Here is a 12,992-nt window from a genome sequence, read left to right on the forward strand (position 1 = left end):
GTGGCGGAGCCGCAGCCCGCGGCGCGGATTCCCTTGCGGCCATGACCACCATTTTCCCAGACCCGTCAGACGCTCCGGCCGGTGCCGTGCCCGCCTGTTCCTGCCTGCTGTGCAACGCAACAAGCTGGGGCGGCGACTGGAGTGCCGCACCCATCGCCGCAGGGTTGGACGGAACGTCGCAAGGCGCGCTGCCGCAGGGCGCCGCCTCGTCCACCGTCCAGGCCCTGCTGGCGACGGGAACGCCGCGCTGGGGCAGCGGCGGGGTCGGCAGCGGGGCGACGGTCACCTACAGCTTCATGGAGCAGGCGCCGTCCTACGCCTCCGGTTCGGACACCACCGGCTTCGCGCCGCTGTCCGCCGCGCAGCGCGACGCGGTGCGCCAAGCCTTCGCCGCCTGGAGCGCCGTCGCCAACATCTTCTTCGTCGAGACCTCCGACAGCGCCAACAGCGGGCAGGGCGGGTCGATCCGCATCGGCACCAACCGGCAAAGCTCCAGCGCCGCCTACGCCTATTATCCGACAGGGTCGCTCTATGACGGCGGCGGCGACATCTATCTCGCCAACAACACCTCGACCAACACCAGCCCGACGCCGGGAACCTACGGCTACCTGACCATCCTGCACGAGATCGGGCACGCCATCGGGCTGAAGCATCCCGGCAACTACAACGCCACCGGCGGCGGGGGCGAGCCGCCCTACCTGTCCTCGACCGAGGACAATTACCGCTACACGCTCATGTCCTACAACCGGCACCCCAGCCTGGGCCTGAACGGGCTGGCGACGGGGCCGGCGCTCTACGACATCGCGGCGGCCCAGTACCTGTACGGCACCAACACCGACACCCGCATCGGCGACGACCGCTATGCCTTCGCCAGCAACACCGTGGCTGTCAGCCAAGCCATCTGGGATACCGGCGGCACCGACAGCATCGACGCCGGCGGGCAGGCGTCCGCCGTCACCATCGACCTGACCCCCGGCGCCTTCAGCTCCATCGGTCCCAACGGCTCGGGCGGGCTGGCGGTGGGCAATGTGGCGGTCGCCGCCGGCGTCACCATCGAGAACGCCATCGGCGGCAGCGGCAACGACATCCTGATCGGCAATTCCGCCAACAACCTGCTGATCGGCGGCGAGGGCTCCGACACGCTGACCGGCGGGGCCGGCGACGACACGCTGCAGGGCAACGGCGGCAGCGACACCGCGGTCTACAACGGCAGCCGCTCCTCCTACACCGTCACCGTCACCGCCGACGGCGCCACCATCTCCGGCGGCGGCGAGGGCACCGACACGCTGACCGACGTCGAATTCGCCCTGTTCGCCGACACCCGGATCAGCCTGACTCCCCCGGCGGTCACCGCCAAGGCCGGCCGGGTTTCCATCGGCTCCTCGATCAACATCGCCAGTCTGGTGACGGCGACCGATCCGGCCGGCGGCCTCGTCACCCAATATGAGCTGGTCGACAACACCAGCGGCGCCGGCTCCATCATGGTCGGCGGGGTGGCTCAAGGAACCGGCGCCGTGGTCTCGCTGAGCGCCGCCGCCTTCGCCGGCGTCACCTTCGCCGCGTCCTCCCTGACCAGCCTCGACGAGCTGTCGGTGCGCGCCTACAACGGCGTGGCGTGGAGCCGCTGGATCGGTTTCATCGTCTCCTCCCGCCCGGCCAACCGGCCGCCGACCGTCCAGGGCGACAAGACCCTGACCGCCCTGGAAGCCGGGCCGGCCATCGCTCTCGGCATCGACCGGCCGAGCGACCCGGACGAAGGCGACGGCATGACGGTGACGCTGACCCGGCTGCCGACCGCCGGCACGCTGCGGCTGGCCAACGGCACCGCCGTCACCGCCGGGATGACGCTCGGCACCGCCGATCTGGCCGGCCTGACCTATCAGGCGCCATCCGGCACCCCGTCGTCGCCGGGCTCCTTCGCCTACACCGTCACCGACAGCCAGGGCGCGGTCAGCGGCCAGACCGTGACCTTGCGGGTGACCCCGCTGGCCGAGACGATGGCCGGCTTCGATCCGCTGGCCTATCTCGCCTCCAATCCCGATCTCGCCGCCGCCTTCGGCAGCGACGAGACGGCCGCGCGCGAGCATTACCTGCGCTTAGGCCGGGCGGAAGGGCGGGCGCCCCAGTCCTTCGATCCGCTGGCCTATCTCGCCGCCAACCCGGACGTGGTCGCCGCCTATGGCTACGACCGCAAGGCCGCGACCCAGCATTATCTCGCCTTCGGCCGGCGCGAGGGGCGCTCGACCGGCAGCTTCGATCCGCTGGCCTATCTGGCGGCCAATCCCGATCTGGCCGCCGCCTTCGGCACCGACACCGTCGCCGCCACCCGCCATTACCTGACCCTCGGGCAGCGGGAGGGGCGCAGCACCCGCTTCGACGCCTTCGGCTATCTGGTGTCGAATTCCGATCTGTCCGCCGCCTTCGGTCTGGATCCGGTGGCGGCGACCCGCCATTACCTGACCATGGGCCGGGTCGAGGGGCGCAGCATCACCTTCGACAGCCTGGGCTATCTGGCCGCCAACCCCGATCTGGCCGCAAGCTTCGGCACCGACACCGCCCAGGCGGCCCGGCATTACCTGTCCTACGGCCGGCGGGAGGGGCGCAGCAGCAGCTTCGACGCGCTCTCCTACCTGGCGGCGAACCGCGATCTGGCAGCAAGCTTCGGCAACGATTCCACACGGGCGGAGGAGCATTACATCCGCTTCGGCCGCCTGGAGAACCGCAGCACCAGCTTCAACTCCCACGACTATCTGCTGGCCAATCCGGACCTGCTGAGCGTCTTCGCGGGCAGCGAGCAGCAGGTGAAGCTCTATGTCGTGCTCTACGGCAACACGCCGCGGCGCGACGCCGCCGGTTTCGATGCCCTGAGCTATCTGGCCGCCAATCCGGATCTGGCAGCAACCTTCGGCACCGACACCGCGGCGGCCACCGCCCATTACCAATCCGCCGGTCAGGCGGACGGGCGTCCGACCCGGTTCAACGCGCTCGCCTATCTGATGGCCAACCCCGACCTCAGCGCCGCTTTCGGCAGCGACCAGCAGAAGGCGCTGATCCATTTCATCACCTATGGCCGCAACGAGTCCCGTCCCAACCCGATCGGCTATGTCCGACCGCAGCCGGCCGGGCTCGCCATGGCGGGCGACGGGCTGCTGGCCGCCGCGATGGGGGGATAGGGCGCGATTTCCGCCTCCTGATCGGCTTCCGTCAGGGCGGTTTCCCTCAGGCCGGGCTCCGTTGCGGGCCGGCCGTGGAGATGCGTCGCCGCGGCAGGCAGCCGGCTGAACAGAAGGTCCACCTGGACGCAGCGGCCCGCCCGGTCGAAGGTCGGATGGTTGGTTCCGGCAAGGCCGAATCCGTGCCCGGCAAGATGCTCGACGACGGCATGCGCCAGCGGCTGGCCGTCGTACAGCGGCAGGAAGGAGACCTCGACATACACATGGTCGACGGACGCGAGCAGGCGCCCGGCCCCCTGCAGGGCCTGCAGTTCGCCGCCCTGCACGTCCAGCTTCAGCAGGACGGGCCGGACGAGGTCGTCGGGAGCGATCAGTTCGTCCAGCGGGCGGACCGGCACCGTGATCGTTCTGACCGCTTCCGACCCGGGAGCGAAATCCGTCTGGCCTCCGGCGATGGGCAGCAGCGACGAGCAGTCATGACGCCGCGAGACGTGCAGCGGCGCGTTGGCCGTTCCGGCGCCGGCGGCCACCCGGTGCAGCCGCACGCGCGCGCTGTCCGCGAACAGGCGGGTGAAGACGGCGGCGGCTGCCGGCAACGGCTCCACGGCATGGATGGCGGCGTTCCGGTACAGCGAGGCGGCAAGCAGGGAGAACTGGCCGGTGTTGGCGCCGACGTCGATGACGGTGGCGACGGGCAGGGCGCCGAGGATGGTGCGGTGTTCGATGGCCGCCGCCACGCCGAAGCGCAGGCCGCGGCGGAACGCCGGATTGCCCAGCAGGCGGGCCAGCTTGCGCGCCTTGCGCCAGAATGCACCGCCCATCAACGCTCCGCCCACCCGGCTCATGCCGGTTCGCCGCTGTTCCGGTGGCGGTCCGCGGTGTTCCAGGACTGCGCGTAGCCGATCCCGAGGATCATCGCCAGCATGGCGGCGATGGCCGGCATCTGGGCACTGAAGTCGACCAGTCCATGGGCGCCCAGCAGCGTCGCGGCACCGAGCGCCGCCGCGGGATAGATCCCGTCGCGCCGGCGCACGATCAGGCCGCGCACGCACACCCCGAAGATGACGGCCAGGCACAGATAGAAGAGGGCTGCTGCCGGCAGGCCCAGATCCAGTGCCATTTCCAGCGGAATATTGTGCGCGTAATCCCAATCGACCGCACGGGGCAGCGACGCGTCGCGGTACAGACGGAAGGTCGGGGTGAAGGCGCCGAGCCCGGTGCCCGTCAGCGGCGTGTCCTCGATGGCGCGCATCGTCAGGTGGTATGCGTTGAGCCTTTCCTCGTCATAGTCCTGGGTGCTCTCGTTGGCCAAGCGCTGCACCATCCTGTCGCCGCTCACGCCCAGGACGGCGAAGCCCATCCCCAGCACCAGGAGGGCCGACAGCAGCCCCGTCCGCGGACGCACGATCCTGCCGGTCACGAGCGCGATCATGAGAGCGGCCAGTGCGGCGCCCGTGCTGATGAAGGCGCCGCGCGAATGCGACAGCAGCAGCGCCGACCCCAGGATCGCCAGGGCCATCAGATAGGGCAGGGCATGGATCAGGAAGGTCTCCGCCATTTCATAGGCGCGCGGAGCGCTCGGGCGGGAGGACGGCCGCAACGCGTGCAGGAACAGCGCGAAGCAGAACACCATGCCCAGGCCGGCATAAGCGCCGTAGGCGTTGCGGTTGACGAAGGTCGAGGTCAGGTCGTCGACGTAGGCCCACTTGCTCATCCACAGGATGGTCTTGGCGCCGGAAAAATAGGCGGCCAGCCCGTAGACGGCGTACAGCGTGCTGGCGGCGGCCATCAGGATCAGCGCCTCCCTTGCGCGCTTCCGGTCGCAGGCGAGTTGCACGGCAAGCCAGAAGATGCCGCCATAGGTCGCGAGCCGCAGGATCGCCGCGCGTGTCATCGCCGGATCGGCGGACACCATTCCGGCCGCCTCGCCCCCCCCGACGGCCTCCAATGCCGGCTGCGCCGCCATCCACAGGGGGTGCCACAGTTCCGAGGGAAGCAGGGAGGATGCCTGCGCGCAAGCCCAGGCCAGCACCATCGCGAAAGGCACGGCCACCGGCCACAGGCGGCGGAAGGACAGGGGAGCCTGTGCCTTCCCGAACGCGGCCAGCACTCCCCAGAACCCGCACAGAAGCCCGACCGCCACGGCCATCATGCTCCACGCCCAGGGGCGGTTGGCGCCCAGCGGGAGGGGCGCAAGCAGGACGACGATCATCAGCAGGCGAAAAATCAGCGTGTTTCCCGTCAAGTGTGCAAAGTCTCCAACAGTCCTGCGTGATCGTTCCCAAGACCGCCGCATCATACCCGCAAAGGAGGTGCCGTGCCTACCGCCATCGGCGGAGCCGGCTAGCCGGGAGGCGTGCTTCGCCGCTCGAAGGAAGCGCAGTCTCTTGGGCAGGCCGCCGGGCCTTCCCAGAGGGGACCGGCAGGAATCATGCCGCCGCACATTTCAGGAATGAAATAGATTGAGTCAAATTTGATTTACACCAAAGCAGGAGTCTTGTCGCGGAATGCCCTTGCAGGTAGTAAGTCTTTTCATCTTCCGCCAATTCCAGCGAGGCGCGCCCGCGTGACCAGTCGTGAGGCTACCGTTCATCCGATGCTGAAGACGTTGGGTTACCCGGTCCAGTTGGCCCGCCTGCGCCGAATGCGGCATGTCGCGCTCCTGACCTCCGACTTGGCCATGCTGCTGGTCGCGTTCGGCTTGGCGGCGCTGCCGTCGCTGGCCGTGAACGAATGGATCCTGAAGCGGCCGTTCCTGGATGTGTTCGGCGAGGACACGGCGCTGCGCCTGATCCAGTTCGGCGGGTTCGGCATCGGTCTGGTCCTCTGGCTGCTCACCCGGGGCCATTACCGTCAGCGCCTGCCTTTCTGGACCGAGGTGAAGCACATCGTCCTCGGCTGCATCCTGATGCTTCTGTGCGACGGCTTCCTGATGTTCGCGCTCAAGGTGGACTTCTCCCGCCTTTGGCTGGTCCTGACCTGGATGGTTTCGGCGGCGGTCCTTCCGCTGGGCCGCCGGGTGGTGGCCGCGCTTCTCGACGCCTGCGGCTGCTGGCGCATCCCGGTTCTGATCGTCGGCAGCGGCGAGGAGGCCGACGATGCGAGCTACGCGCTGCGGTCGGAACCGTCCCTCGGCTACGACATCCTCGGCACCGTCCCGCTGTCGGCCCTGCTCGACACCGTCACCGGCCGCTCCTGGGCGGCTCTGTATGAAACGCACAAAGCGCAGCTGGTGGTTCTGGCGCTGTCCAGCGCCGAATGCGTGGAGGACAGCGACCTGATCACCGATCTGGTGTGCGAAGGACTGCCCTTCGCCATCGTGCCGCCGCTGCGCGGGTTGCCGGTGCTTGGATTCGACCGGTTCTACTTCTTCAGCCACGACATCATGATGATGATGGCGCGGAACAATCTGGCGCAGCCGATGAGCCGCGCGCTGAAATTCTGCTTCGACTTCGTCGTGGCGGTCCTGCTCATGGTGCTGCTTCTGCCGCTGTTCGCCGTTTTCGCCGCCCTGATCGTGAAGGATGGCGGCCCGGTTCTGTACGGGCACCGGCGGATCGGCTGCAACGGCCGCCCCTTCACCTGCCTGAAGTTCCGCACCATGGTCGGCGACAGCGACCGCATCCTGCGCGAGCTGCTGGAGCGCGATCCGGCGGTCCTGGCCGAATGGCGGAGCACCTTCAAGCTGAAGAACGATCCCCGAGTGACCAGGATCGGACGCTTTCTGCGGGCCAGCAGCCTGGATGAGCTGCCGCAGCTCCTGAACATCCTGCGCGGCGAGATGAGCCTCGTCGGTCCGCGACCGGTGACGGCGGACGAGCTTCACAAATACGGGCGCGACCTGGCCTTCTATCTGCAGGTGCGTCCGGGCATGACCGGGCTCTGGCAGGTGAGCGGCCGGAACGACAGCAGTTACGATCAGCGGGTCCGCAGCGATGCCTGGTATGTCAGGAACTGGTCCCTGTGGCACGACATCGCCATCCTGGCCAAGACCGTCCCGGTCGTGCTGCGGCGCGTCGGCGCCTATTGATACCCGGCGCAGGCGCCGTCCAGCACGTCGAGGAAGCGCGGCCCGATCCGGTCGATGTCGAATGTCCGGTGCGCGTATCCGACCTGCCGGTCCGCACAGGACATGCGCAATGCGGAGTCGGCGTGGAGGCGCCGCGCGGCGGCGAGGAATCCCATGTCGTCGCCCGCATCGACGCAGAGGCCGGCCCTCTCGCGCTCCACCAGCCGGCGCGCCAGGTTGGCCGCCGGCAGTGCGCCGAGGATCGGCCGTCCGGCGCAGAAATAGCTGTACACCTTGGACGGGACGGACAGCGCGCCCGCATAGGATTCCAGAAGCAGCACCTGCACGTCCGCCGATGCCAGCACGTCCGACAGCTGGCCGACCGGCTGGAAATCCAGCAGGACGAGGTTGTCGAGCCCCTCGGCGGCCTTCACGTCCTCCAGCCAGCGGCGTCCCAGCCCTTCGCTGACGACCACGACCCGGACGCGCGGGTCGTCCCGCCAGGCACGCGCCAGATTGGCGAGATGGGCCGGGTTGTGCTTCATCCCCAGGGTGCCGCTGCACAGGAACACGAAACGGTCGTTCAGCCCATGCGCCCGGCTCCAGGCGTTGTCCTTCGGGCGGGGCGTGATCTCGCCGTAGGGAGCCCAGTTCTCCACCACGGTGCTGTGCGGATGGTTGACCCCGCGGGTCGACAGGGTCGGGAGGAAGTCCGGCGAAATGACCACCAGCCCCGCCGACTGCCGCATCGTGCCGAACTCCGTCCGCTCCAGCAGGCGCAGGGCCGCCCAGCGCAGGGGCTTCGGCTTGCGCTTCAGGATTTCCTCGGCCCCGATGGTGAAGATGTCCTGCACCCAGTACACCAGCGGCACGCCGTCCCGCTTCAGGCGCTTCAGCAGGCGTGCCTGCGTCGCCGGCGGCGTGTTGCCCGACAGGACGACGTCCGGGCGGAAGGCGGCGATGCGTTCGGCCAGATGGCCGCCATAGGCGTGATCGTGCAGCCAGCGCCGGTGCAGGACGTATTTGTCCAGCCGCCGGCCGATGCCGACTCCTTCGACCGCGAAGCCGGGGGGATCGTCGGCGCTCCGCATCAAACGGCCGCGCGGGGCCTCCGATTCCGAGGCGTAGAGGTGCAGGACCTGGTTCCCCTCGGCTGCGAGCCAGCGGCTCAGCTGAAGCGGGAAGATGTGACCGGCATAGTCATGCACCAGGATGCGCCGTCCGCCGTGGCGGACGGGCGGCATCGCAGACCGCGTCGCGGGTGCCGGAATGTCCAGGAGAAGGGTCACCGGTTTCCTGCGCCCCGGTTGATGTGTCCGATGCCGCCCGAAATGCTGGCGCTCAGGTCGGGCTGGTCGGAGCCGGAGTGAAGGGGGGGACGACCGGCTGATTGTTGTTCTGATTGTTGTTATTGTTATTGTTATTATTGTTGTTGTTTTGGTTGTTTTGGTTGTTCGCTTGATCGGCCGGCGGCCGGTTGACGGTGTTCGTCCGGTCCAGGATATCCGATACCTCTTTGCTGTTGGTCGGGTTACTCTGCGCGAGGCTGCCGTTCTGCGAGGCCTGGACCAGTTCGCGCGTCACCGTCTGCACCACCGTCGGCGCCGCGGCGACGACCGTCTGGCTGCTCGCCGCCTTGTAGGAGTTGTCCATTACGCTGATCGCCGCCTGGGGCGACGACTGGTAGACGGCGGGGGTGCTGGCGATCTGGACCGTGGCAACGGCGATCGATGCCACCGCCTGCGGGTTCAGGCGCTGCACCTCCGGATTGACGATGATGCGGGCCGCCGTGGTCGCCACCTGCAGCGTCTGCTGCGGCGCGCCCTGGGTGACCGGCTGCTCCTTCACCGCCTGGACCGCCACGGTGGCGACCTGAACGGCGGCGGCCGGGGCGGCCGCTAGAACCTTTTCCGCGGCGCTGACCGCCTGGTTGGCGATCGTGGCGACCAGGGTCGGGTTGTTGGTCGTGCTGGCCGCCTGGACCGCGGAGGACGCCAGATTGGCCGTGGCCTCCGGAGCGAGCCGCTGCACGTCCGGCTGGACGAAGATGCGGGCGGCGATGGTCACCACGGTCGTCACCTGCTGGGGCGATCCCTTGGAGACCGCGTCGGTGCGCACGCTTTCCACCGCGACCGTAGCGATCGCCACCGCGGCCTGGGGATTGGTCTTCAGGATGCGCTCGGCCGCGGCGACCACGCCGGTCGCCAGTTCCGCCGTCCGTTGCGAATTGCCGCCGCTCAGGGTGGCGATGGCCTGGCTCACCGCGGCAGGGTTGCCGGACTGGATGGCCGCCTGCAGCGCCGGGGGCAGGTTGACCGCGCCCGCGGCGGCGGCCCCATTGGCCCCGCCGTTGGCCGCGCCATTCTGGGCCATCGCCGGCATGGCCGGCAGGACACCGACCAAGGCGACCATCGCGAGCGTCAGAACACTGCCCCTGCTCAACATCCGTCCCTCCACAATTCGCATTCGCCGCGCACTGGTGGCCCCGGCATGCTTCCCAGCGATGATCCTGCCCCGTTACTAGCATAATCCGGCGGCAGCGCGAACCTGGATTGATTACCACCGTCGCCGGAGCTTCCCCCGGTTGTGGATCAGATGCGCCGCTGCATCACCCGGACGATGTCGCCGGGCAGGATCGGCGTCCGTTCGTTGGCCCGGTATTCATGCTGCTCGCCGTTGACGGTGCGGACCAGGACGACGTCGCCTTCCCAGGCGCGGTAGTCGTACCCGCCGGCGCGCGCCACGGCGCTCAGCACCGTCAGGCCGTTGGTGTAGGGGAACTCTCCGGGCTGGCGGACCTCCCCCAGCACATAGAAGGGGCGGAAGGTCTGCGCCTCGACCGCTGCCTTGGGATCCTGCAGATAGGCGTCCTTCTTCAGGTGGTCCTCGATGCGCTTGGACAACTCCTTCGCCGTGATTCCGCTGGCGGCGACATTGCCGATCAGCGGCAGCGACAGGTTGCCGACCGGGTCGATCGTGAAGTCACCGGACAGCCCCGTCTCGCCGAACACGATCAGCCGGACACGGTTGCCCGGCTCGAGCAGATAGCCTTCCGCCGGGTTGCCGGGCTTCATGGGCGCCTGTTCCGACGGCAGGCCCGGCGTCACCGCGCAGCCGCCGAGAAGGACGCCGGCTAGGGCACCGGCCATGACGAGACCGCGCAGAGGTTTCGCGTTGAGGAACGGCAGCATGGACGACGAACTCTCCACTATGAGAAAACCATGGGGGGAGGCGCACCACCGGAACGGCGCGTCGGGGATCGGCATGGCGCCCTTATACCTCAATATCGTCATTGAAACGAGTGGTTGATCCCTTATCGCGTGCAGGTGACATGAAGCTTTTTGCAACCATGCGGTCCTGGTTTCCGGCCCGCCCGCCGGGGAGAGGCGACGGCCGCATGCCGGCGCCCAGCGTCCCGGACGGCGTCTGCGCCTATGCGATCGGCGACATCCACGGCGAGCGCAAGCTGCTCGACAGCATGCTCGCCGCCATCGCCGGGGATGCCGAGCGGCGGCGGGGCGACGGGTTGGGCGTCGTCGCCGTCTTCCTGGGCGACTACATCGACCGCGGCATGGACAGCTGCGGCGTGCTCGACCGGTTGTGCCGCGAGCCGCTTCCCGGCGTGGAGTGCCACTTCCTCCTGGGAAACCATGAGGCGGCGATGCTCGACTTCATCGAGGATCCCGTCCGTGCCTCGGAATGGCTGAACTACGGTGGGGCCGAGGCGCTGGGCAGCTACGGCATCCGCGCCTCGGTCGGGACCAGCGACCCCTCCCGCTGCAAGGCGCTGCGCGATTCGCTGCTGGAGCGCCTCCCCGACGAGCATCTGGCTTTTCTGAAGGCGTTGAAGCCGATGGTGGTGCTGGGCGACTACGCCTTCGTCCATGCCGGCGTCCGGCCGGGCAGGCCCCTCGCCCGCCAGCGGACGGACGACCTGCTGACCATCCGCGAGCCCTTCCTGTCCTGGCTGCGCCCGCACGAGAAAATGATCGTGCATGGGCATACCGTGACCCAGTCGCCGGAGGTGACGGCAACCCGGATCGGGATCGACACCGGCGCCTATGCCACCGGGGTGCTGACCGCCCTGGTGTTGTGCGGCGCCGGACGCAGCTTCATTCAGGTGGGCGCCTGATCCGGCCGGGCGCCGGGCTCCGATGCGGGTCTTTCCCGATCGCCCGCGCCCCCCGCCCGTGTTCCTCCAACCCAAGCCCCTCCGGCACCCGCCCTCCGTGGTCCTTCCCGAGCGGGCGGTGCCCGTGGAGGGCGGGTGCCGAGGGGAAGTGATGAACTGTGGATGTGCCCATGCGCTCCAATACACGCTAGTGGATAGTGCAAGGGCTCTGATATATACCTCGAAAGAATTTAGCCAAAGGTATGGGGGCATTGGCGCTATGGCTGTGGTCTTTGCTGCTTTTTCCACTGTTTCGGCCTCGTCCATGCATCCGGCCTTGCGGTCGGAGCGGCGGTGGAGCAGCGGGCTTCTGGGCTGCGCCGCCCTTGCGCTGGGGATTGCCGCCTGCACACCGTCCTGGGCCCAGGTCTCCGGCCAGACCGCTCCCGGGCAGGACCCGCGCAAGGCGCACTCCGGCGCCAAAGTGACCACGGAAACCAACACCGGCACGGAAGACGAACGCCGCAAGGACGATTCCGAGCGGATGCATGATGCCTACGACCCCAAGGGCATCGAACTCGGAAGCTTCCTGCTGCTGCCGAAGGTCGAGCTGGACAGCGCCTACAACAGCAACGTCTTCGCCCAGAACTCCGGCGCCAAGTCCGACTTCCTGACCACCCTCCGTCCCGAGTTCAAGCTGCGCTCGCGCTTCGACGAGCACATGCTGAATTTCTCGGGCATGGTCGAGAAGGTCAAGTACCGCCGGTTCGACGGCGACGACCAGTTGAACGCCCAGGCGGACATCGATGCGCGTTACGACATCGGCGCCGCCACGGAAGCCAACGCCTTCCTCCAGGGCTATGCCCGGCACGAGGACCGCGGCAGCCCCGACGAGGCGGGCGGAACCAAGCCGACGCCGACGAAAGGCCTGACGCTGCGGTCGAACGTGAAGCACCGCTTCGGCAAATACGCCGTGGTGGGCGGCATCGACGCCGACCGCCGCGTTTTCGAGAATGTGCCGGGGGCGAGCAACTCGGTCATCCGCAACGAGGACCGCGACCGCTGGGAAGTCGCCGGGCGCCTGCGCGGAAGCTACGAGATGTTCCCGGGCTATGCCGCCGTCAGCGAGGTTTCGGCGAACACCCGCCGGTACGACTCCAAGTCCGACCGCAACGGTCTGGACCGCGACAGCTACGGCTACCGCGCGGAGGCCGGTATCGGTGTCGACATCAGCCAGCTGCTGCGCGGCGACTTCCTGGTCGGCTACTTTCAGCAGAACTACAAGGACTCCCGCCTGAAGGACCCGGCGGGCCTGTCGGTGCGGGCGACCTTCAACTGGACGCCCGACAAGCTCACCATCGTCGTGCCGTCGCTGGAGCGGTCGGTTTCGGAGACCATCACCCAGGGCGCATCGTCCCTGGTGCGCACCACGGGGTCGGTGATCGTTCGCCACGAAGCGCAGCGCAACCTGATCCTGACCGGCATCGCCTCCGTCTCGCGGGACGAGATGGAAGGCGTGAAGGGCCAGGACGCCTGGGTCTATGAAGGCCGCATGCGCGCCACCTATGCTTTTACCCCAGAATTGTTCGTGGCGGGTGAGGCAGCTTACAGGCGCAAGGATTCCGAGTTGGAGACGTCCTCCTACCGGCAGACGCTGTTCTTCATCCGGCTCGGGGCGCAGCTTTGACGGGAATCTGGT

9 protein-coding genes are annotated in these 12,992 nt (G+C 68.3%); 4 read left to right on the forward strand and 5 right to left on the reverse strand.

Going from position 1 to position 12,992, the window contains the following annotated elements; genetic code table 11:
• The first annotated feature begins 41 nt into the window (after positions 1–41).
• Positions 42–3,173: a M10 family metallopeptidase C-terminal domain-containing protein gene (locus tag FZ938_RS20595; protein WP_149200318.1), complete on the forward strand. Its 3,132-nt coding sequence runs from the start codon at positions 42–44 to the stop codon at positions 3,171–3,173.
• Here FZ938_RS20595 and FZ938_RS20600 read toward each other — a convergent pair.
• A complete protein-coding gene (locus tag FZ938_RS20600; protein ID WP_174756947.1) occupies positions 3,101–3,994 on the reverse strand; it encodes an FkbM family methyltransferase in 894 nt (297 codons plus the stop codon). The genes FZ938_RS20595 and FZ938_RS20600 overlap by 73 nt on opposite strands.
• Before the next feature lie 20 nt (positions 3,995–4,014).
• Entirely contained in the window at positions 4,015–5,418 is a 1,404-nt protein-coding gene (locus tag FZ938_RS20605; protein WP_174756948.1) for an O-antigen ligase family protein, read from the reverse strand.
• A gap of 321 nt (positions 5,419–5,739) precedes the next feature.
• On the opposite strand from FZ938_RS20605, the gene wbaP reads away from it, so the two are divergent.
• Positions 5,740–7,203, forward strand: coding sequence for an undecaprenyl-phosphate galactose phosphotransferase WbaP (gene wbaP / locus FZ938_RS20610; RefSeq protein WP_149200321.1), 1,464 nt, complete (start codon positions 5,740–5,742; stop codon positions 7,201–7,203).
• Here the strand turns inward: wbaP and FZ938_RS20615 are convergent.
• From FZ938_RS20615 to FZ938_RS20625, 3 genes are all read right to left on the reverse strand, one after another.
• Positions 7,197–8,471 carry a glycosyltransferase family 4 protein gene (locus FZ938_RS20615; RefSeq protein WP_149200322.1) on the reverse strand — a complete coding sequence of 425 codons (1,275 nt, stop codon included), beginning with the start codon at positions 8,469–8,471 and terminating at the stop codon, positions 7,197–7,199. The genes wbaP and FZ938_RS20615 overlap by 7 nt on opposite strands.
• 52 nt (positions 8,472–8,523) lie before the next feature.
• Positions 8,524–9,624, reverse strand: a complete 1,101-nt coding sequence (locus FZ938_RS30685; protein WP_188093918.1) for a hypothetical protein — start codon at positions 9,622–9,624, stop codon at positions 8,524–8,526.
• Between the two features lie 149 nt (positions 9,625–9,773).
• Entirely contained in the window at positions 9,774–10,373 is a 600-nt protein-coding gene (locus tag FZ938_RS20625; protein ID WP_149200323.1) for a polysaccharide biosynthesis/export family protein, read from the reverse strand.
• Between the two features lie 206 nt (positions 10,374–10,579).
• Here FZ938_RS20625 and FZ938_RS20630 point away from each other — a divergent pair, with 206 nt between their 5' ends.
• Together FZ938_RS20630 and FZ938_RS31135 are read left to right on the forward strand one after the other, a co-directional pair.
• Complete coding sequence (locus tag FZ938_RS20630) at positions 10,580–11,314, forward strand: metallophosphoesterase (RefSeq protein WP_211101128.1); 735 nt, start codon at positions 10,580–10,582, stop codon at positions 11,312–11,314.
• A gap of 304 nt (positions 11,315–11,618) precedes the next feature.
• Positions 11,619–12,980 carry an outer membrane beta-barrel protein gene (locus tag FZ938_RS31135; RefSeq protein WP_246457161.1) on the forward strand — a complete coding sequence of 454 codons (1,362 nt, stop codon included), beginning with the start codon at positions 11,619–11,621 and terminating at the stop codon, positions 12,978–12,980.
• Positions 12,981–12,992: the final 12 nt, after the last annotated feature.

This window comes from Azospirillum oryzae (assembly GCF_008364795.1).
Taxonomy (GTDB): Bacteria; Pseudomonadota; Alphaproteobacteria; order Azospirillales; family Azospirillaceae; genus Azospirillum; species Azospirillum oryzae.